The 26,381-nt window shown below is 61.1% G+C and carries 23 protein-coding genes; 10 read left to right on the forward strand and 13 right to left on the reverse strand.

Annotated elements, in window-relative coordinates; all coding sequences use genetic code 11:
* Positions 1–145: 145 nt before the first annotated feature.
* The 7 genes from tauD to QMK47_RS02425 all read right to left on the reverse strand — a co-directional run bounded on the left by tauD (position 146) and on the right by QMK47_RS02425 (position 8,557).
* On the reverse strand, positions 146–988 hold the full coding sequence (tauD, locus tag QMK47_RS02395; RefSeq protein WP_258690177.1) for a taurine dioxygenase: 843 nt from the start codon (positions 986–988) through the stop codon (positions 146–148).
* Between the two features lie 50 nt (positions 989–1,038).
* Complete coding sequence (tauC, locus tag QMK47_RS02400; RefSeq protein WP_214510990.1) at positions 1,039–1,878, reverse strand: taurine ABC transporter permease TauC; 840 nt, start codon at positions 1,876–1,878, stop codon at positions 1,039–1,041.
* Positions 1,875–2,669: a taurine ABC transporter ATP-binding subunit gene (gene tauB / locus QMK47_RS02405; protein ID WP_253470918.1), complete on the reverse strand. Its 795-nt coding sequence runs from the start codon at positions 2,667–2,669 to the stop codon at positions 1,875–1,877. Before tauB ends, tauC begins: the two co-directional genes overlap by 4 nt.
* 21 nt (positions 2,670–2,690) lie before the next feature.
* Entirely contained in the window at positions 2,691–3,668 is a 978-nt protein-coding gene (gene tauA, locus QMK47_RS02410; protein WP_253470920.1) for a taurine ABC transporter substrate-binding protein, read from the reverse strand.
* Positions 3,669–3,994: 326 nt separating this feature from the next.
* On the reverse strand, positions 3,995–5,578 hold the full coding sequence (gene gshA / locus QMK47_RS02415; RefSeq protein ID WP_320389758.1) for a glutamate--cysteine ligase: 1,584 nt from the start codon (positions 5,576–5,578) through the stop codon (positions 3,995–3,997).
* Between the two features lie 271 nt (positions 5,579–5,849).
* Positions 5,850–6,233 (reverse strand): PaaI family thioesterase, encoded by a 384-nt coding sequence (locus QMK47_RS02420; protein WP_253470924.1) that lies wholly within the window; start codon positions 6,231–6,233, stop codon positions 5,850–5,852.
* A complete protein-coding gene (locus tag QMK47_RS02425; RefSeq protein ID WP_253470926.1) occupies positions 6,233–8,557 on the reverse strand; it encodes a Tex family protein in 2,325 nt (774 codons plus the stop codon). Before QMK47_RS02425 ends, QMK47_RS02420 begins: the two co-directional genes overlap by 1 nt.
* Positions 8,558–8,914: 357 nt before the next feature.
* Between QMK47_RS02425 and ompR the strand changes: the two genes are divergently transcribed.
* A complete protein-coding gene (gene ompR, locus QMK47_RS02430) occupies positions 8,915–9,655 on the forward strand; it encodes a two-component system response regulator OmpR (RefSeq protein WP_003196691.1) in 741 nt (246 codons plus the stop codon).
* A gap of 114 nt (positions 9,656–9,769) precedes the next feature.
* Entirely contained in the window at positions 9,770–11,083 is a 1,314-nt protein-coding gene (locus QMK47_RS02435; protein WP_018608795.1) for an ATP-binding protein, read from the forward strand.
* A gap of 163 nt (positions 11,084–11,246) precedes the next feature.
* Here the strand turns inward: QMK47_RS02435 and rimK are convergent, their stop codons facing one another.
* Positions 11,247–12,152, reverse strand: a complete 906-nt coding sequence (gene rimK, locus QMK47_RS02440) for a 30S ribosomal protein S6--L-glutamate ligase (protein WP_003196697.1) — start codon at positions 12,150–12,152, stop codon at positions 11,247–11,249.
* On the reverse strand, positions 12,149–12,613 hold the full coding sequence (locus QMK47_RS02445; RefSeq protein WP_170845936.1) for an ATP-dependent zinc protease: 465 nt from the start codon (positions 12,611–12,613) through the stop codon (positions 12,149–12,151). The genes rimK and QMK47_RS02445 overlap by 4 nt, the downstream gene beginning before the upstream one ends.
* 254 nt (positions 12,614–12,867) lie before the next feature.
* Between QMK47_RS02445 and QMK47_RS02450 the strand changes: the two genes are divergently transcribed.
* The 3 genes from QMK47_RS02450 to QMK47_RS02460 all read left to right on the forward strand — a co-directional run bounded on the left by QMK47_RS02450 (position 12,868) and on the right by QMK47_RS02460 (position 16,212).
* Entirely contained in the window at positions 12,868–13,272 is a 405-nt protein-coding gene (locus QMK47_RS02450; RefSeq protein ID WP_003196700.1) for an RNA-binding S4 domain-containing protein, read from the forward strand.
* Positions 13,273–13,586: 314 nt separating this feature from the next.
* Positions 13,587–14,489: an Hsp33 family molecular chaperone HslO gene (gene hslO / locus QMK47_RS02455; RefSeq protein WP_018608788.1), complete on the forward strand. Its 903-nt coding sequence runs from the start codon at positions 13,587–13,589 to the stop codon at positions 14,487–14,489.
* A 178-nt stretch (positions 14,490–14,667) separates the two neighbouring features.
* Positions 14,668–16,212 carry a phosphoenolpyruvate carboxykinase gene (locus QMK47_RS02460; RefSeq protein ID WP_214510985.1) on the forward strand — a complete coding sequence of 515 codons (1,545 nt, stop codon included), beginning with the start codon at positions 14,668–14,670 and terminating at the stop codon, positions 16,210–16,212.
* 77 nt (positions 16,213–16,289) lie between these two features.
* Here the strand turns inward: QMK47_RS02460 and QMK47_RS02465 are convergent, their stop codons facing one another.
* Positions 16,290–16,643, reverse strand: coding sequence for a DUF1493 family protein (locus tag QMK47_RS02465; protein ID WP_253470928.1), 354 nt, complete (start codon positions 16,641–16,643; stop codon positions 16,290–16,292).
* Between the two features lie 188 nt (positions 16,644–16,831).
* Between QMK47_RS02465 and QMK47_RS02470 the strand changes: the two genes are divergently transcribed.
* From QMK47_RS02470 to QMK47_RS02490, 5 genes are all read left to right on the forward strand, one after another.
* On the forward strand, positions 16,832–18,079 hold the full coding sequence (locus QMK47_RS02470) for a colicin E3/pyocin S6 family cytotoxin (protein WP_320389759.1): 1,248 nt from the start codon (positions 16,832–16,834) through the stop codon (positions 18,077–18,079).
* A gap of 7 nt (positions 18,080–18,086) precedes the next feature.
* On the forward strand, positions 18,087–18,341 hold the full coding sequence (locus tag QMK47_RS02475; protein WP_320389760.1) for a colicin E3-like toxin immunity protein: 255 nt from the start codon (positions 18,087–18,089) through the stop codon (positions 18,339–18,341).
* Between the two features lie 194 nt (positions 18,342–18,535).
* On the forward strand, positions 18,536–20,464 hold the full coding sequence (locus tag QMK47_RS02480) for a RecQ family ATP-dependent DNA helicase (RefSeq protein WP_320389761.1): 1,929 nt from the start codon (positions 18,536–18,538) through the stop codon (positions 20,462–20,464).
* A 107-nt stretch (positions 20,465–20,571) separates the two neighbouring features.
* Complete coding sequence (locus QMK47_RS02485) at positions 20,572–21,798, forward strand: 3-hydroxyacyl-CoA dehydrogenase (protein ID WP_320389762.1); 1,227 nt, start codon at positions 20,572–20,574, stop codon at positions 21,796–21,798.
* Positions 21,799–21,843: 45 nt separating this feature from the next.
* The gene (locus QMK47_RS02490; RefSeq protein ID WP_214510978.1) at positions 21,844–22,263 is read left to right on the forward strand and encodes an acyl-CoA thioesterase; all 420 of its coding nucleotides are present in this window, start codon (positions 21,844–21,846) and stop codon (positions 22,261–22,263) included.
* A gap of 78 nt (positions 22,264–22,341) precedes the next feature.
* Here QMK47_RS02490 and QMK47_RS02495 read toward each other — a convergent pair whose 3' ends face one another.
* The 3 genes from QMK47_RS02495 to fdhD form a co-directional block, all read right to left on the reverse strand.
* Positions 22,342–22,821 (reverse strand): glycine zipper domain-containing protein, encoded by a 480-nt coding sequence (locus QMK47_RS02495; RefSeq protein WP_212798541.1) that lies wholly within the window; start codon positions 22,819–22,821, stop codon positions 22,342–22,344.
* Between the two features lie 338 nt (positions 22,822–23,159).
* Positions 23,160–25,508 carry an FdhF/YdeP family oxidoreductase gene (locus QMK47_RS02500; RefSeq protein WP_253470940.1) on the reverse strand — a complete coding sequence of 783 codons (2,349 nt, stop codon included), beginning with the start codon at positions 25,506–25,508 and terminating at the stop codon, positions 23,160–23,162.
* Entirely contained in the window at positions 25,505–26,344 is an 840-nt protein-coding gene (gene fdhD, locus QMK47_RS02505; RefSeq protein ID WP_253470942.1) for a formate dehydrogenase accessory sulfurtransferase FdhD, read from the reverse strand. The genes QMK47_RS02500 and fdhD overlap by 4 nt, the downstream gene beginning before the upstream one ends.
* Between the last annotated feature and the right edge of the window lie 37 nt (positions 26,345–26,381).

Below are 26,381 nucleotides of genomic sequence, written 5' to 3' on the forward strand. Positions count from 1 at the left end.
CTGACGCTTGAGTCCCAAGCGAAAGATCAAAAAATCGTCCGAACGCGGCCCGAGCCTTCGGCAGCTCCTACGGCGCAGTCGAGCGGGAGCAAGCTCCCTCGCCACGGCGATATGCGTACCCCGGAAAACCATTTAAGCAAGACACTCACCTGAAAAACGGCACATCCCCCAACACCGTCGCCCGATGCATCACCCGGCGGGCGGGGCGGTAGTCATCGACGGCAAAGTGCTGGGTGACGCGGTTGTCCCAGAACGCTACGTCGTTGACCTGCCAGCGCCAGCGAAGGGTGAACTCCGGGCGGGTGGCGTGGGCGAAGAGCAGTTTCAGGATCACCTCGCTTTCGGTTTCCGACAGCTCGTTGATCCGTGTCGTGAAGCCTTCATTGACGAACAGCGACCGTCGCCCGCTCACCGGATGAGTGCGGATCACCGGATGGGACAGTGGTGGGTTTTTCCGCCGTGCGGCTTCCCAGCGCGCCAGGTCTTCGGCGGTGTTGCCAAACCGTTCCAATGGAAAGGACCGGGTGAAATCGTGGGTCGCTGTGAGGCCTTCCAGCAAGCGTTTCAAAGGGGCTGACAGCGCTTCGTAGGCCGCGATGCCGCTGGCCCACAACGTGTCGCCGCCAAACGCCGGCAGTAGCTTGGCGCTGAGCACCGCGCCCATGGCCGGCGTCGGTAAAAAAGTCACGTCGGTGTGCCACACGGCGTTGTCGCGGACATCGGTGACGGCGGTGTCGAGCACCAATACTTCGGGCTGCTCCGGTACGTTGGGGTAGATCGGGTGAATGTGCAGGTCGCCAAAATACGCGGCGAAACGCGCTTGTTGCGTCGGCTCGATCGGCTGGTCGCGAAAGAACAGCACCTGATGCTTGAGCAAGGCCTGCTCTATGGCCTCGCGATGTTCCGGGCTCAGCGGCTGGCTGATATCGATCCCACTGATCTGCGCGCCGAGGGCTGTGCTCAAGGGAGTAATGGTCGGGCGGTTCATCGTCGTGTTCTCGGATTGGGGCGCCAAATGGTCGGCGTGGTCATTGGCTATCAATGGGCCTGGCCGTGCCATGGCACCAGTTTGCGTTGCAGGGCGCGCAGGCCCATTTCCATGGCGAAGGCGATCAGTGCGATCACCAGGATCCCCAGTACCACCACGTCGGTGACCAGGAACTGCGCCGCTGACTGCACCATGAACCCCAGGCCGCTGGTGGCGGCGATCAACTCGGCGGCCACCAGCGTCGACCAACCCACGCCCAGGCCAATGCGAATGCCGGTGAGAATGTCCGGCAGGGCACTGGGCACGATCACATGGCGAATCAACTGGGCCCGCGTGGCGCCCAACGATTGCGCCGCGCGTAGCTTGGCCCGGTCGACGGTGCGCACACCGGTGGCGGTGGCAATGGCAATCGGGGCGAAGATCGCCAGGTAGATCAACAGCACCTTCGACAACTCGCCGATGCCGCACCAGATCACGATCAACGGCAAGTACGCCAACGGCGGAATCGGCCGGTAGAACTCGATCAACGGGTCGAGCACGCCGCGAGCGATGCGGTTGGCACCAATGGCGATGCCCACCGGCACCGCCGTCAGCACCGCGAACAACAAGCCCAGGCCGATGCGTTCAAGGCTGGCGGCCAGGTGCTGCCAGAGGGTCGAGTCCATGTAGCCGCTGGTTGCCAGCAGCCAACCTTTTTGCAGCACGGCAGACGGCGAGGGCAGGAACAGCGGTTCGATCAGGCCGCTGGCGGTGACGGCCCACCAGGCCGCCAGCAGTGCGATCAGGGTCAAGCCGCTGATCCAGCGCGTACTCAGGCTGGGCCTCAAGCCGCCGGCCGGGCGCTTGCTCGTCGTTTCACTGACGACGGCTGGAATTTCGTAGCTGCTCATGCGCGCTCCTGTGGCCGAGTGGCGCTGCGTTGGGAGAACACCTTGGCGAGCACATGCTCGCGGGTTTCGATAAAGCGCGGGTCGGACTTGATCGACCGCGCCGACTCCCCGGCCCCGTAGCGCTGGCCGAAATCCAGGCTCAGGCGCTCGACGATCTGCCCAGGGTTTGGTGCCAACAGAATCAAGTCAGTGGCGAGGAACACGGCTTCTTCAATGTCATGGGTGATCAGGAACACCGGCTTGGCGGTGCGCTGCCAGACCTGCAGCAACAGTTCCTGCATCTGCTCGCGGGTGAAGGCGTCCAGCGCCCCGAAAGGTTCGTCCATCAACAGCACGCGCGGGTCGGCCGCCAGTGCCCGGGCCAGGCCGACGCGTTGCTTCTGGCCGCCGGAGAGCTGCCAGACACGGCGTTGCTCGAAACCGGCCAGGTCCACCAGGGCAAGCATTTCCCGGGCCCGGGCTTCGCGCTTTTGCTTGTCGACCCCAGCCAGTTCCAGGCCGAACCCAACGTTTGCCAGCACGTCCTGCCAAGGCAGCAGTGCATCGTCCTGGAACACCACGCCGCGCTCGGCGCTCGGGCCCTTGACCGGCGTGCCGTCGAGGGTGATCTGCCCGTCGCTGGGCTCGACGAACCCGGCAATCAGGTTCAACAGCGATGTCTTGCCACTGCCGGACGGGCCGAGGGCCACCAGCAATTGCTGGGGCCCCAGGGTCAGTGAAATATCCGCCAGCACAGGTTCCGCCGCGCCGGGGTACTGTGCGCTGATGCGCTCCAGCTGTAGCAAGGCCATCGCGTGTCTCCCTTTTTTCGCTCAACGAGTGATGTATTTGGCGCTGACGTAAGGCGCGTAGTCCGGCAGCACGGCTTCGACCTTGCCTTGCTCCTTGAGGAACGCTGCGGTGTCGGTGATGGCTTGGGTGGTCGGTGCGCCGAGGCTCACGACCTGATCGGCCGCCAGGGGAAAGACGTTGCCTTGCAGCAACAGCGGGATATCGCTGGCCTTGGCGCCAGAGAGCTTCACCAGTTTGTCGACGTTGGACGTATCGGCCAGCCAGGCTTGTGGGTCCTTGCGGTATTGGGCGTAGGCATCCAGGGTCACTTTGGCGAACGCTGTGACAATTTCAGGATGTTTCTGGGCGAAGTCCTTGCGCACGATCCAGGCGTCGAAGGTCGGGGCGCCGAACTTGGCCAGTTCCGCCGAGGTGATCAGGACCTTGCCGTTTTCCTTGGCCACGCCCAGGGCCGGGTCCCAGACGTAGGTGGCATCGATGTCTCCGCGCTTCCAGGCGGCGATGATGGCCGGTGGCGCCAGGTTGAGTACGGTGACTTTCGACGGGTCGATGTTCCAGTGCTTCAACGCGGCGAGCAGGCTGTAGTGCCCGGTGGACACGAATGGCACGGCGATCTTCTTGCCGATCAGGTCTTGTGGGGAGTGGATGCCTGAACCGTCACGAACCACCAAGGCTTCGGCGGCGCCGATCTGGGTGGCGATGAGGAAGGTTTCCACCGGGACCTTGCGGGTGATGGCCGCCGTCAACGGGCTGGAACCGAGGTAGCCGATCTGCACGTCGCCTGAGGCGATGGCGGTGATGACATCGGCGCCGTTGTCGAACTTGCGCCAGTCGATCTTGGTTTGGGTGGCCTTTTCATAGGCGCCATCGGCCTGGGCGACTTTGGCCGGGTCGACGGTGGTCTGGTAAGCGACGGTCAGGTCGGCCGCCTGGACAAAAAGACTCGTTGCAGCCAGGGAGGCGGCCGCGAGAAGGCGAAGGGGGAAACTCAAAGACATGGGAAAGCTCCTCAACAGGCCGCCGGATGTTCGGCGTTGGAGGAGACTAAATGATCTAAGAATTGGAAAATAAATAACTTTTTCGAATGAGCTTATTTTCGAAAAAATCTATAAAGCTCGACTGAGAACCCTTGTGGCGAGGGAGCTTGCTCCCGCTCGGCTTGTAGGAGCTGTCGAGCGAAGCGAGGCTGCGATCTTTCCGCTGCTACTTGAGTCTCAAGGGAAAGATCAAAAGATCAAAAGATCGCAGCCTTCGGCAGCTCCTACAGCGCAGTCCAGCGGGAGCAAGTTCCCTCGCCACAAAAAGCGTTATCGCACGCAGGGATTCAGTTACTGATCGCCAGGATGCTCGCCTGATACGAACCCACGAACACGTCGAAATCCCCGACCTCGTTCTGCTCCAGATCGGCCTGTTGGACCAGTGATTCCCGGGCGGTTTCTTCGAATGCAGCCTGTTCTTGGGCAGGCAAAGGTTCGGCGCGGAAGAACTCGGCGTGAGCCTTGCTTTGGCGCAGGGAGAACTGGGCGAAGCTTTCCTGATGTTCGGCCATGGCGGCCAGCACCTGGGCGGAGGGCGTCAGGGACGGGTCGCGGACTTTCGCCAATTGCGCGTCCAGCGCCTGGCGGTGGGCATCGCCACCTTGGCTCTGGTCGAGCAGCGAGGCCAACGGTGCGATTTTTTCCAGCAATTCGACGGCCCAGGCCTGCATGTCCACCGATTGACCCTGGCGCTGCAATTGCAGGCCAGGCTTGCGGCCTTCCTTGACCACGGTCAGGAAGTTGCTCGTGGCGTTGCCGCATTCGTTGTTTTCCAGCTGCGGGCTGTCATTGAGGCCGCAATACAGCAGGAACGCATCGAGGAATCGCGACTCGGTGAGGTCGATGCCCATTGGCAGGAACGGGTTGATGTCCAGGCAACGCACTTCGACGTACTGGATACCCCGGGCCATCAAGGCCTGGATCGGCCGCTCGCCGGTGTAGGTTACGCGCTTGGGGCGGATGTTGGAGTAGTACTCGTTTTCGATCTGCAGGATGTTGGTGTTGAGCTGCACCCACTCGCCGTTCTGGTGAGTGCCGACTTCGACGTACGGCGCATAAGGCGTCGCCACCGCTTTGCGCAGGCTGTCGGTGTAGCTGGCCAGGTCGTTGTAGCAAGGCGTGAGGCCGGCCTGGGCGTTGCTCTGGTAACCCAGGTCGCTCATGCGCAGGCTGGTGGCGTAGGGCAGGTACAGGGTGTCCGGGTCCAGTTGTTCCAACTGGTGCGGGCGACCCCGCAGGAAACCGGCGTCCAGGGCCGGCGAGGCACCGAACAGGTACATCAGCAACCAGCTGTAGCGGCGGAAATTGCGGATCAGCGCGATGTAGGCCGACGACTGGAAATCACGGTCGCTGGTCTCGACGCCTTCGGCCTGCCGAAGCAGGGGCCAGAGTTTTTCCGGCAGGGAAAAGTTGTAGTGGATCCCGGCAATGCATTGCATGGTCTTGCCGTAGCGCAGGGCCAGGCCCTTGCGATAGACGTACTTGAGACGACCGATGTTCGAGGTGCCGTAATACGCGATCGGGATGTCCTCCTCCGCCGGCAGTGGGCACGGCATCGAAGGGCTCCACAGGTACTCGTCGCCGAGTTTGCTGTAGGCAAACCGGTGGATCTTGTCGAGGCTGCGCAGGGTATCGGCCGGGTTGGCCAGGGCTGGCGTGATGAACTCCAACAGCGACTCGGAATAGTCGGTAGTGATCTGTTCGTTGGTCAACGCCGAACCCAGGGCCTTGGGATGCGCGGTCTGCGTCAAGTGCCCATCGCCAGTGACGCGCAGGCATTCGCGCTCGATGCCGTGCAGGCACTGCTCGAGCAGGGAGAGGTTGGCGCGCTCGCCGAGCAGGGCCAGGCGGCGGTTTAAAAGGTCGCTCAAGTTGAATTCCTTCACGCGTCAGTCGCCCCAATATGGGGGTGGGCAAGACGGTCTACAAGGGTGAAGTTAAAACTGGCGTTTTCGCCTGGTTTTTGTGTGGCCTAAGGCTGATCGCCGCCGCCCCCTGTGGGAGCGAGCTTGCTCGCGATAGCGGTGGATCAGCAGCGTTGATGCTGACTGACCATCCGCTATCGCGAGCAAGCTCGCTCCCACAGGAAAGCTCGACACCGCATTCATGGCATCGAAATTAACTCAAATCGATGACAGGGAGCTATAGGACAGCGAACGTGCCTTGCGCTTTTGCGACCAGTTTGTCGCCTTGCATCACCTCGGCTTCGACCACCAGCGTGCGCCGGCCGGGGTGGATGACCCGGGCGGTGCACAACACGTCGCCGTCGGACACGGCGCGAATGTAGTTGATCTTGCATTCGATGGTCGCGCTCTGCTGGTCAAAGCCATGGACACTGGAGCAGGCCAGTCCCATGGCGATGTCCACCAGGCTGAACAGCGCGCCGCCGTGCAGCTTGCCGCCGCGATTGCGCAGCGGCGGCTCAAGGCTCAGGGCGACTTGCGCCACCCCGTCTCCAAGGCTGTGCAGACGGCAGCCGAGCAGCTTGAAGAACGCGCTCTCCACCAACCCGGCTGGCACCTCCATCAGCGTTTCTTCAACTGCTTGGCGTTGGCGAACAACGAAGCCATGGCGTTGTTGGACGGAGCTGCGGTGGCGGTTTCCTTGCGCGGCGCGGTGTTTTGCGACTGGCGTGGCGTCGAGCCAGGACGCGCACCACGGGCACCGTCGACTTTCTCGCCCGGCGTGTCGCTCATGCGCATCGACAGGCCGACGCGTTTACGCGGGATGTCGACTTCCATGACCTTCACTTTCACCACATCACCGGCCTTCACCGCTTCGCGCGGGTCCTTGATGAACTTCTCGGACAAGGCCGAGATATGTACCAGACCGTCCTGGTGCACGCCGATGTCGACGAAGGCACCGAAGTTGGTGACGTTGGTCACCACGCCTTCGAGGATCATGCCCGGCTGCAGGTCCTTGAGGTCTTCGACGCCGTCCTGGAACTCGGCGGTCTTGAACTCGGGGCGCGGATCCCGGCCCGGTTTCTCCAGTTCCTGGAGGATGTCGGTGACGGTGGGCAGGCCGAAGGTTTCGTCGGTGAATTTCTTCGGATCCAGGCGCTTGAGGAACCCGGCGTCACCGATCAGCGAACGGATGTCGCGGTCGGTCTGGGCGGCGATGCGTTGCACCAGCGGGTAGGCTTCAGGGTGGACAGCGGAGGAGTCCAGCGGGTTATCGCCGTTCATCACCCGCAGGAAGCCGGCGGCCTGTTCGAAGGTCTTTTCACCCAGGCGCGGGACTTTCTTCAACGCGGCGCGGGTCTTGAACGCGCCGTGTTCGTCACGGTGGGTGACGATGTTCTGCGCCAGGGTGGCGTTCAGGCCGGAGATACGCGCCAACAGCGCCACCGAAGCGGTGTTCACGTCCACGCCCACGGCGTTCACGCAATCCTCCACCACCGCGTCCAGGCCGCGGGCCAGTTTCAGTTGGGAAACGTCGTGCTGGTACTGGCCGACACCGATGGATTTCGGGTCGATCTTGACCAGTTCCGCCAGTGGATCCTGCAGGCGACGGGCGATGGACACCGCGCCACGGATCGATACGTCCAGGTCCGGGAATTCCTTGGAGGCCAGTTCCGACGCCGAGTAAACCGAAGCGCCGGCCTCGGAGACCATGACCTTGGTCATCTTCATGGCTGGGTATTTCTTGATCAGCTCGGCGGCCAGCTTGTCGGTCTCGCGGCTGGCGGTGCCGTTGCCGATGGCGATCAGGTCCACCGAATGCTTGGCGCACAGGGCGGCGAGCACGGCGAGGGTCTGGTCCCACTTGTTGTGTGGCACGTGCGGATAGACCGTGGCGTGGTCCAGCAGTTTGCCGGTGGAATCCACCACGGCCACCTTGCAACCGGTGCGCAGGCCCGGGTCCAGGCCCAGGGTAGCGCGCGGGCCGGCCGGTGCGGCCAGCAGCAGGTCATGCAGGTTGTGGGCGAACACGTTGATCGCCTCGGTCTCGGCATTATCGCGCAACTCGCCCAGCAGGTCGGTTTCCAGGTGGGTGTAGAGCTTGACCTTCCAGGTCCAGCGCACCACCTCGGCCAGCCATTTGTCGGCGGCGCGATTCTGGTTCTGGATGCCGAACTGCTGGCCGATCATGCCTTCGCACGGGTGCATGGTGCCGGGCAATTCTTCACCGACTTTCAGTGCGGAGCTGAGGATGCCTTCGTTGCGACCACGGAAAATCGCCAGGGCGCGGTGGGACGGCATGCTCTTGAGCGGTTCGTCGTGTTCGAAGTAGTCGCGAAACTTCGCGCCTTCCTCTTCCTTGCCGGCGATCACCCGGGCGCTGAGGGTGGCTTCCTGCTTGAGGTAGCTACGCAGTTTTTCCAGCAGGTTGGCGTCTTCGGCGAAACGCTCCATGAGGATGTACTTGGCGCCTTCCAGCGCCGCTTTCACGTCCGCCACGCCTTTGTCGGCATCGACGAAACGCGCGGCTTCGGCTTCCGGGGCCAGGGTCGGGTCGTTGAACAGGCCGTCGGCCAGCTCGCCGAGGCCGGCTTCCAGGGCGATCTGGCCCTTGGTGCGGCGCTTTTGCTTGTAGGGCAGGTACAAGTCTTCGAGGCGGGTCTTGGTGTCTGCCAGCTTGATGTCGCGCTCAAGTTGCGGGGTCAGCTTGCCCTGCTCCTGGATGCTGGCCAGGATGCTGATGCGCCGTTCGTCGAGTTCTCGCAGGTAGCGCAGGCGTTCTTCCAGATGCCGCAATTGGGTGTCATCGAGGCTGCCGGTCACTTCTTTCCGGTAACGGGCGATGAAAGGCACCGTGGAGCCTTCATCGAGTAGCGCGACGGCCGCTTCGACCTGTTGTGGGCGTACACCGAGTTCCTCGGCGATGCGGCTGTTGATGCTGTCCATAAAACCACCTGACAAATTGTGAAATCAGGCTCGCCACCGCAGAAGCAGGGCTCGGCGAGACTGGTTGAGCGGCCTGGCATGCGCCGCTGCCTGGGTCAAAAGGCTGCCTGTTGACCCGCGAAATTCAAAAAGTGCTGCCTGGCCAAGGGGAAAAAAATGGCACGCCGGGTCACGATCCGGCATTCCCTGGCACAAAAGGCCGCGCATTATAACCAGCGTTCTGTCCTGAGGGGGGGACATGGTCTGTAGGCTTGATACCCGGATTTGTGGTGATAGAGGAAAAATCTGCTAACAATGCACACGGTGCGTATAACGGCAGCTAGGCCATAATGCGCGCCGAGATCAAAGGAGCTTCCTATGAGCAGCACTGCACAAACTGCTGAAGGCGAAAAAATTCTTATTGTTGACGACGATCCGGGGCTGAGCAGCTTGCTGGAACGCTTTTTCGTCAGCAAGGGCTACCGCGCCCGTACCGTACCGAACACCGAGCAAATGGATCGACTGCTGGCCCGTGAGGTTTTCAACCTGGTGGTGCTCGACCTGATGCTGCCCGGTGAAGACGGCCTGACAGCCTGCCGCCGCCTGCGCGGCGCCAACAACCAGATCCCGATCATCATGCTCACCGCCAAGGGCGACGAGCTGAGCCGTATCAAGGGCCTTGAACTGGGCGCCGACGATTACCTGGCCAAGCCGTTCAACCCCGACGAGCTGATGGCCCGCGTCAAGGCGGTGCTGCGTCGCCAGTCGGCGCCGGTACCTGGCGCGCCAGGCAGCGAAGATGAAAGCGTGACCTTCGGCGATTATGAGCTGTCCCTGGCCACTCGTGAGCTCAAGCGCGGTGATGAGGTCCATATGCTCACCACCGGCGAGTTCGCGGTGCTCAAGGCGCTGGTGATGAACGCCCGCCAGCCGCTGACCCGGGACAAACTGATGAACCTGGCCCGTGGTCGTGAATGGGATGCGCTGGAGCGCTCCATTGACGTGCAGATTTCCCGTCTGCGCCGGATGATCGAACCTGATCCTTCCAAGCCGCGGTACATCCAGACCGTCTGGGGCGTGGGTTATGTGTTCGTGCCGGATGGCGCCGCCAGCAAGTGATCGGCGATTTGTAGGAGCGGGTGGCCTGGCCGGTTGAAATGTCTTCTTCCAGGCGACTCGCGGTCTGTCATTGTGCGAGCATCGCTCGCTCCTGCAAGTGTGTAGCGGTTATTCATGAAAACCCCCGTTTGGTTCCCCCAGAGTTTCTTCTCCCGCACCCTCTGGCTGGTGCTGATCGTCGTGCTCTTCTCCAAGGCACTGACGCTGGTGTACCTGCTGATGAACGAAGACGTTCTCGTGGACCGGCAATACAGCCATGGTGTTGCCTTGACCCTGCGGGCCTATTGGGCGGCGGACGAAACCAACCGGGCGAAAATTGCCGAGGCGGCGACGCTGATCCGCGTTGTCGGTGCCGGCGTGCCGGAGGGCGAGCAGCACTGGCCCTACAGCGAGATCTATCAACGCCAGATGCAGGCCGAACTGGGCGCCGATACCGAGGTGCGATTGCGCATGCATTCGCCGCCGGCGCTGTGGGTGCGAGCCCCGAGCCTGGGGGATGGCTGGCTGAAGGTGCCGTTGTACCCGCATCCGCTGCGCGGCCAGAAAATCTGGAACGTACTCGGCTGGTTCCTGGCCATCGGCCTGCTGTCGACGGCATCGGCGTGGATCTTCGTCAGCCAGCTCAACCAACCTTTGAAACGCCTGGTCTACGCCGCCCGCCAACTGGGCCAGGGGCGCAGCGTGCGGCTGCCCATCAGCGATACGCCCAGCGAAATGACCGAGGTCTACCGTGCCTTCAACCAGATGGCCGAGGATGTCGAACAGGCCGGGCGCGAGCGTGAGTTGATGCTCGCTGGTGTCTCCCATGACCTGCGCACGCCGCTGACCCGGCTGCGGTTGTCGCTGGAGTTGATGGGTGAGCACACCGACCTGACCGACGAGATGGTCCGCGACATCGAGGACATGGACGCGATTCTCGACCAGTTCCTGGCGTTCATTCGCGACGGTCGTGACGAGTCGGTGGAAGAGGTGGACCTCAGTGAATTGGTGCGGGAGGTGGCCGCGCCCTATAACCAGAACGATGAGAAATTGCACCTGCGCCTGGAGCCGATCCAACCGTTTCCGTTGCGCCGCGTGTCGATGAAGCGCTTGCTGAACAACCTGATCGGCAATGCGCTGAACCACGCAGGCACCGGTGTCGAAGTCGCGGCCTATGTCTCCGGTGACACCAGCGCGCCTTATGTGGTGCTGAGCGTCATGGACCGTGGCGCCGGCATCGATCCCTCTGAGCTGGAAGCCATTTTCAATCCGTTCACTCGCGGTGATCGCGCTCGGGGTGGGAAGGGCACGGGGCTGGGCCTGGCCATCGTCAAGCGCATTGCCTCGATGCACGGCGGCAATGTCGAGCTGCGTAACCGTGTCGGTGGTGGGCTGGAAGCTCGGGTGCGCTTGCCGTTGGGCTTGATGCTGCCTCGGGATGCGGTGTAGCGGCTTTTCTCAAGTAAGACAGAGAACCTGTGGGAGCGAGCCCTGTGGGAGCCGAGCTTGCTCGCGATGAACGATAACAGGGTCTTCCAGTAGACCGAGGCGCCTTCATCGCGAGCAAGCTCGGCTCCCACAAAGGCTCTCTCCCAAAGGGTTTTGTGTTGAGTCAGCCCTTACCCTTGGTTCGGGTCATGTTCGGCCCGCCATTCTTTTCCAAATGCTCGATGATGATCCCGGCCACGTTCTTGCTCGTGGTGGTCTCGATCCCTTCCAGGCCTGGCGAGGAGTTGACCTCCATCACCAGCGGTCCGTGGTTGGAGCGCAGGATGTCCACGCCCGCCACGGCCAGGCCCATGACTTTCGCGGCCCGCAGGGCGGTCATGCGTTCTTCCGGGGTGATCTTGATCAGGCTGGCACTGCCGCCGCGATGCAGGTTGGAGCGGAACTCTCCGGGCTTGGCCTGGCGTTTCATCGAGGCAATCACCTTGTCGCCGACCACGAAGCAGCGAATGTCCGCGCCACCGGCTTCCTTGATGTACTCCTGGACCATGATGTTCTGCTTCAGGCCCATGAACGCCTCGATCACCGATTCCGCCGCTGTCGCGGTTTCACACAGGACCACGCCGATGCCCTGGGTGCCTTCCAGCACCTTGATCACCAGCGGTGCGCCGTTGACCATCGCAATCAGGTCGGGAATGTCGTCGGGGGAGTGGGCAAAACCGGTGACCGGCAGGCCTATTCCGCGCCGTGACAGCAACTGCAGCGAGCGCAACTTGTCCCGGGAGCGGGCGATGGCCACCGACTCGTTGAGGGGAAACACCCCCATCATTTCGAACTGACGCAACACGGCGCAGCCATAGAACGTCACCGATGCGCCGATGCGCGGGATCACCGCGTCGAACCCTTCCAGCGGTTTGCCACGGTAATGGATCTGCGGCTTGTGGCTGGCGATGTTCATGTAGGCGCGCAGGGTATCGATCACCACCATTTCATGGCCTCGTTCGGTCCCGGCTTCAACCAGGCGACGAGTGGAATACAGACGCGGATTACGCGACAGCACAGCGATCTTCATGCAACACCTGTGGCAGAGGTAGTGGACACCGGGAATGCCGGCTTGTCTTGAACGTATTTGATACCCGGATTGACCACCAGTTGGCCGTCGATCAAGGCTTTGGAACCCAGTAACAGGCGGTATCGCATGGACTTGCGGCAGGCAAGGGTGAACTCGACCCGCCAGATCCGATCACCCAGTGCCAACGTGGTGCTGATCACGTAGCGGACCTGAGCGTGGCCGTTGGAGCTTTTTATTGTCTTGCGGGCCACCAGCGGGGCTTCGCAGCGGCGATGGCGCAACTGCACCACCGTACCGAGGTGCGCAGTGAAGCGCACCCACTTTTCGCCATCGCGCTCGAATGGCTCGATGTCGGTGGCATGCAGGCTGGAGGTGCTGGCGCCGGTGTCGATTTTTGCCCGCAGGCCCACGACTCCCAGATCCGGGAGCGCCACCCACTCGCGCAGACCGACAACGGTCAAATGGTCAAAAGTCTTCAATAAAAAAACCTGCGATCAGTACATCGGATCGTGGACTCCGCGAATCGCGGTATTCACGCAGAATAATCACAAAATGGCGACAGTTATCTACGCGCTTGTTTGTGCTTGTAACCGATTTCGAGCCAAGCCATGCATGTGGAGGCGATTTGGTGGGCATTCTATCCGTCGGGCCGGATTCGTGCGCCCGACAAAAACGGTAGTACAGTTCCGGCTATTGGCAGAAAAGAGGAATGGCAGTGGCACAAAAAAAGGAAGAGGACGACAAGGTCCGTCTCGATAAATGGTTGTGGGCGGCGCGATTCTACAAGACGCGGGCCCTGGCCAAGACCGCCATCGAAAGCGGCAAGGTTCATCACCGGGGAGAGCGTTGCAAGCCCGGCAAGGAGCCACGCGTTGGCGATGAATTTGTCATCCGCACCGGCTTCGATGAAAAGACCGTGGTGGTCGAAGCCTTGTCGATCGTGCGTCGCGGCGCGCCTGAAGCGCAGGCGCTGTATCGCGAAACCGAAGCCAGTATCGCCAAGCGTGAAACCGCCGCCGCGCAACGCAAGGCCGGCGCCCTGGGGGTCAGCACCGACGGCAAGCCGAGCAAGAAGCAGCGCCGGGACCTGTTCAAGTTTCATGGCAGCAATAGCGAATAAAACATCGGTCATTCGAGGCTATCCGTGGCGAGGGAGCTTGCTCCCGCTGGGCTCTGTAGGAGCTGGCGAAGCCTGCGATCTTTTGATCTTGATCATTCGCTCGCGACTCAATTGTCTGGGGAAAGATCGCAGCCTCGTTGCACTCGACAGCTCCTACACAGCTCCTACACAGCTCCTACACAGCTCCTACGCAGCGTCTACAGGTAGGTGGGCAGTACCTTCCCGTCAGGCAAACCCAAGCCTTGCTTGGAACCCACCCTGAATGCTCATAAAATGCCTGCCATCATTTGTCATCACCTCAGATACCAGACCCTATGACTGATTTACCGGATACCGACTACACCCAACGTTTCATCTTCGATGACAGCGACGCCCGTGGCGAGCTGGTGGCGTTGGAGCGTAGCTACGCCGAAGTCCTGGCCAAGCACCCCTACCCGGAGCCGGTCGCACAAATGCTCGGCGAGTTGATGGCGGCTGCGGCGTTGTTGGTGGGCACCTTGAAGTTCGATGGCTTGCTGATTCTCCAGGCGCGTTCCGATGGTCCGGTGCCGTTGCTGATGATCGAGTGCTCCAGTGAGCGCGAAATCCGTGGCCTGGCCCGTTATGACGCCGAGCAGATCGGGCCTGACGCAACGCTGGCCGATATGATGCCCAATGGCGTGCTGGCCCTCACGGTCGATCCGACCCAAGGCCAGCGTTACCAGGGAATTGTCGATCTGGACGGGGCAACCCTGGCCGATTGCTTCACCAACTACTTTGTCATGTCCCAGCAGACCAATACCCGCTTCTGGCTCTACGCCGACGGGCGGCGGGCTCGCGGTTTACTGCTGCAGCAACTGCCTGCCGATCGCCTGCGCGACCCGGAAGAACGCGACGCCAGTTGGCAGCACGTCACCGCTCTGGCCAGCACTCTGAGCGCCGATGAGCTGTTGAGCCTGGACAACGAAACCGTGCTGCATCGCCTCTATCACGAGGAGCAGGTACGCTTGTTCGACGGACAGCCGTTGCGCTTCCAATGCAGTTGCTCTCGTGAACGTTCCGCCAATGCGCTGGTCAGTCTGGGTCTGGAAGATGCGCAGCAACTGGTGATCGAGCATGGCGGTGCCATCGAGGTCGATTGCCAGTTTTGCAACGAGCGCTACCTGTTCGACGCGGCGGACATCGCTCAATTGTTCGCGGGTGCGGGTGTCGACACACCGTCAGATACTCGTCACTAAAACGTTTCAGCGCAGGTAAATCTCCTGGCAAGTGCCGGATTTACGCCGTACTGACGGGAGGGCCCTACTCTTTTTGGGGTTTTCTGGCATAATCCGGCCCACTTTTTTCGGGTAGTAGTGCGCGACTTCCTACTACAAAACGTTTGGAGCACTCGGCCACGGGCCGACGGGGAATCTCATGACGCAAGCCAATAACGCCGTGTACACCGATCTGAGTGTCGATGATCTGGTCAAAGAAGCCCTGAATCGCGGTGAAGGCGAGCTTGCCGATACTGGCGCGCTGGTTGTTCGTACCGGTCATCGTACCGGTCGCTCGCCAGTCGACCGTTTCATCGTGGAAGAGCCAACCACCCAGGCCGCCATCGCCTGGGGCCCGATCAACCGCAAGTTCCCGGCCGACAAGTTCGATGCCCTGTGGAGCCGCGTCGAAGCCTATCTGGGCGAGCGCGAGCGTTTCGTATCCCACGTGCATGTAGGCTCCGATCCTGCGCACTACCTGCCAGTCAAGATGACCACCGAGACCGCGTGGCACAACCTGTTTGGCCGTTGCCTGTTCATCAACCCCGAGCAATACAACGCCGGTGGCAAGGACGAGTGGCAGATCCTCAACGCGCCGAACTTCGTCTGCGAGCCTGAGCGTGACGGCACCAACTCCGACGGCACCGTGATCATCAACTTCGCGGCCAAGAAAGTGCTGATCGCCGGCATGCGCTACGCCGGTGAAATGAAGAAAGCCCTGTTCTCCGTGCAGAACTTCCTGCTGCCGGCCGTTGACGTGCTGCCGATGCACTGCGCCGCGAACATGGGCGAAGAAGGCGATGTGACCCTGTTCTTCGGCCTGTCGGGCACTGGCAAGACCACCCTGTCCGCCGATGAAAGCCGTTACCTGATCGGTGACGACGAGCACGGCTGGGGCGTGGGCGTGGTCTTCAACATCGAAGGCGGCTGCTACGCCAAGTGCATCGACCTGTCCGAGAAGAACGAGCCAGTTATCTGGAAAGCCATCCAGCACGGCGCCGTACTGGAAAACGTCGTACTGGACCCGGTCACCAAGAAAGCCGACTACGCCGACGACAGCCTGACCCAGAACAGCCGCGCCGCTTACCCGCGTGAGCTGATCGAAAAACGCGCACCGAAAAACCTCGGTGGCGAGCCAAACGCCGTGATCTTCCTGACCTGCGACCTGACCGGTGTACTGCCGCCAGTGTCGATCCTCAGCGAAGAGCAAGCCGCCTACCACTTCCTGTCCGGCTACACCGCACTGGTGGGCTCGACTGAAATGGGTTCGGGCAGTGGCATCAAGTCGACCTTCTCCACCTGCTTCGGCGCCCCGTTCTTCCCGCGTCCAGCCGGTGAGTACGCTGAGCTGCTGATCAAGCGCATCCGTGGTTTCGGCTCCAAGGTCTACCTGGTCAACACCGGCTGGACCGGCGGCGGCTACGGCGTTGGCAAGCGCTTCAACATCCCGACCACCCGTGCGGTGATCGCGGCGATCCAGAGCGGCGCGCTGATCGGTGCTGAAACCGAACACCTGGACATCATCAACCTGGACGTGCCGCTGGCTGTTCCAGGCGTCGAGACTGTCCTGTTGAACCCACGCAACACCTGGGCCGACAAAGCTGCCTACGACGAAGCGGCCAAGGCATTGGCCGGTCTGTTCACCGAGAACTTCAAGAAGTTCGACGTGAGCGACGCGATCAAGGCTGCCGGTCCACAGCTGTAAAACTTGGTTAGCGAATGAAAAAGCCGCCCTTCATGGGCGGTTTTTTTATGGGCGACTATTTGAGGCGCCCCGATCCGCTAGGCCTCTTCCACTTCCCGCGTATCCCATCGTTGCGCCTTGATCGCCTTGTAAAGCATGCCGATGGTCAGTGGCATCTTGTTCCCCCGGCCCTTGGCCCTGCGCTTTTGAAACACATCGAACCCTTCAGGCTGAAAATAGCGGTAGGCGTCATAGTCGATGAGCTCGATGGCGAAGCGCTCCTCCAGTGCCTCCATCAGGTGCCGGGCATCCGCGCCATCGCAACCCAGGTCGAGATTGATCGCGGTGTCCAGCCGGATCGTCTTGCGTTCAGGCAGGCCGATTTCTTCGTGGAGCAGCTCCATGAGCTGGCGCATGGCGTGATCGTCGGGGAAGTCTGGGGCGAGGTGCATGGTGAGGTTTCCGGGGCGTTGGCGTGCGTCTGTCTGGAGGGAAAGTTTAGGGGGAATCGCTGGCCATTGGAAAAAGAAGAAAGGTCTCACAGTAGTCTCGGAACCGTCTGCTGAGTATTTCCCTGGCCGCTCGGTAAGGTTCGCCACGCCCTTTCAATGGGGTAACGGCGACCGAGCAGGGATGAAGCATGACGAAAGGAAAGACCAGTGTTCCGCAGGTCTGGGAGCATTACGGTGGCGATCGAGGCTACAGGATCCTGCGGGCCATGACCCCCAGCGAACTGGCAAAAAGAGATGCCGATCAACACGCCTATGAGGCCATGCTCGCCAGGCAGACGGCGTACATGAGGGAGCGTCTGGCCCAGGTCCGCGAGGCATCACCTTTCGACGTGAAGGGCAGCGTATTTGCCAAGTCCTGCAAGCTGCCTGATTCGGTTATCGACTATCACAACCCGAGCGGCTACATCCCGACTGAAGCCCTGAGGGAGTACGGCCAATTTACCTTGTTGGGTGGCCGTCAAGCTGACGAGTCAGGGCGCATTCAGCTTAAGAGTATCAGTGGGTCGTTACCGGCAAGCTTCGGTACGTTTGCCTTGGGTCGGACGATGCCGGCCTCCCTTGGCGTGGCGGCGGGGGCTGCTGGCGCGGTCAGCGCTCCTGTGGCGGCGGGTGTACTGATCGGTCTGGTGGGGTTGCTGATGCCCTCGAACCTGGGTGACGGTTCGTTGTACACCGAAGAGCAACTGCGCTCCCTGGAGCAGGCACGTACGCGGGTGCGGTTGCATGTCGAAACTCAGGCCGATGGCACGCTCAAGGGGTACGGCTACAACACCCAGGCACGACGTGACTGGGAAATGATTCCTGTGGTGACGTTCCAGGCCCGCGGCGAGCAGCAAGTGGCGGACTTTGGCGATGGGGTCGAGTTGATCTGGACGCCGGCGGTCGATCCATCCGCCACGCAGGGCATCCCGGCATTGGAGGCCGCGCCACAGGCCCCGCACATCTGGATTTTCCCGCCGACGCCTGCGGCGGACAGCATCATCGTCAACCCGATCTATCCGCCGGAGTACAAGGATTTCATTCTTGTGTTTCCGGCGGATTCTGGGGTTTCGCCGTTGTATGTTGTTTTCAACATTCGGCGCAAAGGCCTGCCGGAGGCTGAGCATGATTATCATCCGGCACCAAAAACATATGAAATAGCTGGTTTTGATGACTTGATCGAAGTTAAGGCCAAGACTCCACGTCAAGGCGGCGGTGGTTTTCGAGAGCGATGGACGGACGCTAAAGGGAGGAAGATTTATGAATGGGATTCCAGGCACGCGGAGTTAGAGGTATATCGATCGAGCGATGGCAGCCATCTAGGTTCATTTGATCACCTTACGGGTGAGCAGAAGAAAAAAGCCAATCCGAAACGTAATATCAAAAAATTTCTTTGAGGATGCTATGGGATTAAAAGTCAGATTGAGATGGTTTGATAAAGAGACGGAGGTTCTGGTTGAAAAAGAATATTCCAAGGATTTTGAAGATGATTTTGTGATTATTGACAATCTTGGTCGTTCGGTAAAAAACGATATCAATAACGGAAATTTTGACGTGAGTACTGAATGGGTTGGAATGTTGCAACCACATTTCAAACATGTTTTGGACTTGTCGGTGTATGACTATCAGGTGTCTTTTGATTATCGGGAGGTTTGGTAATTATCACGCTTGAGTCCAACCGCCAACGCCGTTAGGCGGTAGATCCCTTTGGATTTCCCATGGTTATTTCCTGAACCAAGTTTTTGGCACCAGGCTGTATCATCCCGTATTGTTTTTGCCCCCGACCTTTTCTCGACTCGCCGCGTTGCCGCGCTAGGCTTTGGGCTTCGCAGCAGTCAAAGGAGCGACCGCGCATGCACAGCACCCTGGAACAGGTTTTCGGTTATCCACAGTTTCGTCCCGGGCAGGAGGCGGCCATCGGCGCCGTGCTGGCCGGTCGGTCGGCGGCGGCCATTTTTCCCACCGGCTCGGGCAAGTCCCTGTGTTATCAATTGTCGGCCCTGCTAGTGCCGCACCTGACCCTGGTGGTCTCACCGTTGCTAGCGCTGATGCAGGACCAGTTGGCGTTCCTCAAGCGCCACGGCATCGCGGCGGCGAGTATCGATTCGGCCCAGGGCCGTGACGAAGCCAACGACGCCATGGCGCGGGCCCGGTCGGGCGAGTTGAAGATCCTGATGATTTCCGTGGAGCGCCTGAAGAACGAGCGCTTTCGCAATTTCCTGCAGCAGGTGCCGATCTCGTTGCTGGTGGTGGACGAGGCCCACTGTATTTCCGAATGGGGGCATAACTTTCGACCTGACTACCTCAAGCTTCCCGATTACCAGCGTGAGTTCAATATTCCTCAGGTATTGCTGCTGACGGCCACCGCTACACCCAATGTCATCGCCGATATGCAGGCGAAATTCGCCATCGCTGCCACGGATGTGGTGACGACCGGTTTCTACCGCTCGAACCTCAATCTGCTGGTCGAGCCCGTGCTGGGTGCCGACAAGCGCGCACGGCTGGTGCAATGGCTGGGCGAGCGTGCCGGGCAGCCGAGCATCGTCTACGTGACCTTGCAGCGAACCGCCGAGCAGATTGCCGAACACCTGGGCCGGCACGGTATCGAGGCCGAGGCCTATCACGCCGGTTTGCCCCATGAACAACGCGAAGATATCCAGCGGCGGTTCATGGGCGGGCAATCCAATTGCATCGTCGCGACCATCGCTTTCGGCATGGGCATCGACAAGAGCGATATCCGCAATGTCGTGCATTTCGACCTGCCCAAGTCCATCGAAAACTACAGCCAGGAGATCGGCCGGGCAGGGCGGGACGGGCAACCTTCCGATTGCCTGGTACTGGCCAACCGCGACAGCCTCAACGTGCTGGAAAACTTTGTGTATGGCGATACGCCGGAACTTGCCGGCATTCGTTGCGTGCTCGATGAGCTGAAGGCCGCTGCCGCCGATGGGCAATGGGAGTTTCTGCTGGGCCCCCTGGCTGACCAGAGCAACATCCGGCAGCTGCCACTCAAGACGCTGTTGGTCCAATTGGAGCTACGTCGGCTGATCGCGCCGCGCTATGCCTATTTCGCGGAGTACCGCTTCAAGTTTCTGACGGAGCCGCAAGAACTGCTGGAGCGCTTCGAAGGCGAGCGAAGGGACTTCGTCTCGGCCATCATCCAGACCTCCAGTCGCGCCCGGGCCTGGGCCACGGTAAATTTCGATGGGATGTACCAGCAATATCATGCTGAGCGTAATCGCGTGGTCAAGGCGCTGGATTATTTCCAGGAAAAGGGCTGGATCGAGCTGGAAAGCAAACAGATGACCGAGGTGTACAGCGTGCTGCAAACGGACCTGGATACGCAGGTCTTGAGTGCCGAGCTACACGCCTATTTCACCCGACACGAACAAGGTGAAATCGCGCGGATCCACGCCATGCTTGAATTGTTCGCCACCGACCGTTGCCTGGGTTATCGCCTGGCGCAGTATTTCGGCGATGACAATGCGCCACGCCAGTGTGGCCATTGCTCGGTGTGCCATGGTCATGTCGCTTGCCTGCCGGAGCCGCCTGCTTTGCCGGCGCTTGTGGATAAAAACTTCGAGGCGCTGTGTGGCGACTTTATCCACAAGCATGAGCAGCACAGCGGCAGCGTGCCGTCTGCCGAGCGCCTTACCCGCTTCCTGTGCGGAATCAGCGTGCCGCTGTTCACCCGATTGAAGGCGCGGAAGATCCGTGGGTATGCCGCATTGGAAGCGTATCCATACGCTGAAGTTCGTCAGTGGGCTCAAGCGCACCTGTGAGCTGTATCCATTCGCTGAATGCCCTGCATCACACGAATAAATTTCAAAAACATTCGGTGGCTGACTAAGGTGAAGGCTGTCTTTGGATCGCCAACAAGAGAGCAAACATGAGCCAGACACCTTTCGATATTCAGCGTGCCGCGGTGGTCGGTGCAGGCACCATGGGGCGGGGCATCGTGATGTGCCTGGCCAACGCGGGCGTGGCGGTACAGTGGGTCGACAACAATCCACAGATGCTCGCGCAGGCACTGGTGGCCGTGGCCGAGACCTATGCCCATGGCGTGCGTCAGGGCCGTTTCGATCAGGGCGAGGCTGACGCGCGGATCGCCCGGGTGACACGGGCGGATGATTACGCGGCGATCCGCAATGTGGACCTGGTGATCGAAGCGGTTTACGAAAACCTCGAACTCAAACAGAACATTTTTCGTGAGCTGGACGGCCTGCTCAAGCCCGAGGCCATCCTGGCGAGCAACACTTCGGCGCTGGACATCGATGCCATTGCCGCTGCCACCCGCAGGCCGGCCCAGGTCCTGGGCCTGCATTTCTTCAGCCCGGCGCACATCATGAAGTTGCTGGAAATCGTTCGCGGTGCACACACCTCCACAGCGGTTCTGGACGCGGCGTTGATGCTGGGCAAGCGCATGGGCAAGGTCAGCGTTGTATCAGGCAATTGCCATGGATTCATTGGCAACCGGATGCTTCATCCGTATGTGCTGGAAGCGCGCAAGATGCTGCTGGAGGGGGCATTCCCCTATCAGGTGGATGCGGCGTTGCAAGGCTTTGGCTTCGCCATGGGGCCGTTCCGTATGTACGACGTCGTTGGCATCGATCTGGAGTGGCGCGCCCGTGAGCTGGCGGGCAAGGGCCAGGATGCGCCCGAGGTGCAGGTGGATAACCGGTTGTGCGAGCTGGGACGGTTCGGCCAGAAAAGCGGCAATGGGTATTATCACTACGAGCCGGGCAGTCGACAGGCCGAGCATGATGTCGAGGTCGATGCGCTGGTGCTACAGGTCAGTGAAGCGCTGGGTTTTCAACGGCGCGAGATTGGCCCGGAGGAAATCCTCGAGCGGTGCTTGCTGGCGCTGGTCAACGAGGGGGCGAAAATCCTGGAGGAGGGCATTGCCGAGTCTGCCCACGACATCGACCTGGTCTATCTCAACGGCTATGGCTTCCCTGCGGACAAAGGCGGGCCTATGGCCTGGGCCGACGGGCAGGGGTTGGAAGATATTCACGCACGCCTGCTGGAGCTCGAAACGAAGCAGGGCGACCAATGGAAACCTGCGCGCCTGATCGGCGATTTGGTCGCGCAGGGCAAGGGATTCGCGCAGGCCTGAGGCCGGGCCACGTCAATATCAGTGAACAACCGTAAAGGACACCTGATGCCCCAACGCAACGAATACCGACACTTGCAACCCATTACCACGCGCTGGCACGACAACGATGTCTACGGTCACATCAATAACGTCACCTATTACAGCTTTTTCGATAGCGCAGTGAATACCTACCTGATCGAAGTCGGTGGCCTGGATATCCATGACGGAGAGGTGGTGGGGTTCGTGGTGAGTTCAGCCTGTGACTACTTTGCCTCGATCGCCTTTCCTGACCGGATTGAAATCGGCCTGCGGGTCGGGAAGCTGGGCAGCAGTTCGGTGCAGTACGAGCTGGCGGTGTTCAAGGTTGGCGAGGAGGAGGCGTGCGCGGCGGGGCGTTTTGTTCACGTATTTGTGGACCGGGCGTCGAATCGACCGGTGGCGATTCCGGACCGCCTACGTGGGGCTTTGGAGCGGTTGGTGGTCTGAAACGAAAAATCGCAGCCTCCTGTCAGCGCTGGGCGCTGTCGGAGGCTGCGATCTTCAACGGCTAGTGACGATCAGCCGTTAGTCACGGTAGTAGCGATGATGTTTTTTGCGGTGCCCGTAGGCATGGCCGCGACCCGGGTGGCCATCACGGTAGTAGCGGCGATCACCACGGCGATCGTCATAGCGACGGTCATCGTCATCGTCCTTGCCCATGTAGTTACCCAGGGCACCGCCAGCGCCGCCGCCCGCTGCCGCACCGATCAGGCTGCCGGTGCTGCCGCCGACGCTACGGCCGACCACGTTGCCGCCGGCTGCGCCCAACGCGCCGCCGATCGCCGCTTCGCCGCGGCTGTGTTTGTCTGCGCCGACTGCACTACCGCCCGCACCGCCCAGCGCCGCGCCGATAGTGGAGCCGGTGTTGCCGCCCAGGGACTGGCCGACGACCGAACCCAAAACCCCGCCCAATGCGCCGCCCACACCTGCTTCGGCAGTACCACCGGCAGAAGCGATGCCACTGGCCAGGCTAAGGGACAACAAGAGAATGGAGGAGAACTTCATAGAGGAGCCTCAAAGGGATGACGGCGCGATCCTGAGGCTGGCTTCGCTTGGTTACAATAGAAATCCGACGAGTAACACGACTTGTGCACAGTTCTCTAAGTTATTGTTTTTCGGTGGGAACTTAAGGCAAATTGGTCGGTCTGTAGCTACTTCGGACAGGCCGTTTTCTATGGAAAACGGCCTTTTTTGTGGGCGTTCGAAAAATAGGATTGTGAGAGCAAAGCTGTGTGGGAGCAAAGCTTGCTCGCGACACAGGCGACTCTATTTCTGAAAGACCGCACTGCTTTCATCGCGGGCAAGCCTTGCTCCCACACAACCTAATCTACTCGCACGTTATATCAGGCCGACTTGGCCAGGATCAGTCCATTCTCGCTCGCCGCTTCCAGGCGGATCGCGACGAATTTCGACGTTGGGGTGTGGCTGCCATCGCCCGTGCTTTCCAGTGGCACCAGCGGGTTCACTTCAGGGTAATAGGCCGCAGCCTGCCCGGCAGGAATGTCGAATGCCAGCAGGGTAAAGCCCTTGACCCGCCGTTCGCGGCCGTCATCCCAGAGCGAGACGATGTCGGCTTTCTGCCCCGGCTTGAAGCCCAGGCGAATGATGTCCGCTTCGTTGGCAAACAACACGTCACGCTGACCCTTCACACCGCGATAGCGGTCATCGAGGCCATAGATGGTGGTGTTGTACTGATCGTGGGAGCGCATGGACTGCATGATCAGGTCGGGCAACTGGCCGGTGGCCCGGGTGCGTTCATGCACAAGATCGGTCGGCAACCGGTTGGGCTTGAAGTTGGCGCGACCCGACGGGGTGTTCCAGCGCCGTGAACCGGCGCTATTGCCGAGGTAGAACCCGCCAGGGTTCTTCAGCTTTTCGTTGAAGTCCTTGAAGCCAGGTACGGTGTCGGCGATCAGGTCGCGGATGCGACGGTAGTCGGCCACCAGCCAGTTCCAGTCCACCGGACGGCTACCCAGCGTGGCGGCGGCGATGCCGGCGATGATCCACGGTTCGGAGCGCATCTGGTTCGACAGCGGCTGCAGCTGGCCCATGGAGGCATGCACCATGCTGAAGGAGTCTTCCACGGTCACCGCTTGCGCACCTTCGGTTTGCAGATCGATGTCGGTGCGGCCCAGGCACGGCAGGATCAGCGCTTCCTTGCCGTGAGCCAGATGGCTGCGGTTGAGCTTGGTGCTGATCTGCACCGTCAGGTCGCAATTGGCCAAGGCCTGGAACGTTCGATGGCTGTCCGGTGTGGCTTGGGCGAAGTTGCCGCCCAGGGCAATGAACACCTTCGCCTGGCCGTCGGCCATGGCGTGGATCGCCTCGACCACGTTGTGGCCGTTTTCACGCGGTACCTTGAATTGGAAGCGCCGCTCCAGTGAATCGAGGAACGCCGCTGGCGGACGCTCGTTGATGCCCATGGTCCGGTCACCCTGGACGTTGCTGTGGCCGCGTACCGGGCACAGGCCTGCGCCTGGCCGGCCGATGTTGCCGCGCAGCATCATCACGTTGGCGATTTCCTGGATGGTCGCCACCGAATGGCGATGCTGGGTGATACCCATCGCCCAGCACATGATCACGTTCTCGCTTTTGGCGTACATGCGCGCCGCTTGCTCGATCTCGACCAGGGTCATGCCCGATTGCTCGACGATCTGTTCCCACGGCGTGTCGTCGACCGCCGCCAGGTAATCCAGCACGTTGGTGCTGTGCTCATTGAGGAAGGCGTGGTCGAACACCGCCGCAGCGCCGGTATTCTGCGCTTCGCGCTCCCACTGCAGCAGGAACTTCGCCATGCCGCGCAAGATCGCCATGTCGCCGCCCAGGGCTGGGCGGAAATAGGCGGTGTTGGTCGGCTTATTGCCGTTGGTGAGCATTTCGATCGGGTTCTGCGGATGCTGGAAGCGCTCCAGGCCACGCTCCTTGAGCGGGTTGATGCAGACCACTTGGGCGCCGCGTTTCACTGCCTCGCGCAGTGGTTCGAGCATCCGCGGATGGTTGGTACCGGGGTTCTGGCCCCAGACGAAAATCGCGTCGGCGTGTTCGAAATCGTCGAAGGTCACTGTGCCCTTGCCCACGCCCACGCTCTGGGACAACGCTACGCCGCTGGCCTCGTGGCACATGTTCGAGCAGTCGGGGAAGTTGTTGGTGCCATAGGCGCGCACGAATAGCTGATACAAGTAGGCCGCTTCGTTGCTGGCTCGGCCCGAGGTGTAGAACTCGGCCTGGTTCGGGCTGGACAGCCCTTGCAGGTGCTTGCCGATCAGGTCGAACGCCGCTTCCCAACTGACGGGTTTGTAGCGGTCGGTTTCGGCGTCGTAGCGCATGGGCTCGGTCAGGCGACCCTGGTACTCGAGCCAGTAGTCGCTCTGCTCCAGCAGCGAGCTCACGCTGTGCTTGGCGAAAAATGCACCATCGACGCGGCGCTTGGTGGCTTCCCAGTTCACGGCCTTGGCGCCGTTCTCGCAGAACTTGACCACGCCGCTTTCCGGCGAGTCACCCCAGGCACAGCCTGGGCAGTCAAAACCGCCATTCTGGTTGGTCTTGAGCATCATGCGGATGTTTTTCAGCGCATTGTCGCTGGTCAGCCAGGCCTGAGCGACGCTGATCAGCGCACCCCAGCCACCGGCTGGGCCCTTGTAGGGCTTGTAGCGCGGTACGGGTTTCTGGTCGGCTTGTTGATGATTGCTCACGCTTGTTTCTCCATCGCAGGGCTGTAGACCCGTGGCGCACTTTTTTGCGGCAGGTGGATGAGGTTGAGGTTGTGTTGGCGGGCCCACTGCACCGCCAGGCCCGTGGGCGACGACAGGCTGACCAGGGTCTGGATGCCGGCCCGCAGGACTTTCTGGATCAGTTCGAGGCTGCAACGGCTGGTGACGATCGCCACGCCGCCGGCCACCGGGATTTGCTGCCGGACCAGCGCGCCGATCAGTTTGTCGAGGGCGTTGTGCCGGCCAATGTCTTCGCGACCCAGCAGCAATTCGCCTTGGGCGTTCATGAACAACGCGGCGTGGACTGCGCCGCAGTATTGGCCCAGGGGCTGGAACTGGCTGATACGGTCACGCAGGCCATCGAGCCATTGGGCCGGTGGCAGCGCTGCGCCGGGCAGCACCTTGAGGTTGGGCAATGCCTGTTCCACTGCTTCCACGCCGCACAAGCCGCAGCCACTGGTGCCCGTCAATTGCCGGCGTTGCTGCTTGAGGTTCCAGAAGGCGCGGTTGGCGATGGTCACCTCGGCATGGTGCGCCGCACCGGTGCCGCTCAGTTGCAGGTCATAGATGTCCGATGCGTCTTCAATGATGCCGCTGCCGAGGCTGAAGCCGACGATGAAGTCTTCAAGGTCGGTGGGGGTGACCAGCATGACCGCCTGGCTGATGCCGTTATAGGCAATCGCCAGCGCCACTTCCTCGGCCAGCGCGGTGCTGTCCGATTGGGAGTGGTCCAGATTGCAGTAGCGATAGCTCTGGCTGGCGGCCGGCGCGGATGTTTCCATCGCTGGCGCTGGACTGACCGGAGGCTTGTCGTTCATAGGCATCACTGAAAGTAGGAATAGTGTTAAGACTAAA

The sequence above is a fragment of the Pseudomonas sp. P9_35 genome (genome assembly GCF_034008205.1).
In the GTDB taxonomy this organism is placed as follows: domain Bacteria; phylum Pseudomonadota; class Gammaproteobacteria; order Pseudomonadales; family Pseudomonadaceae; genus Aquipseudomonas; species Aquipseudomonas kilonensis.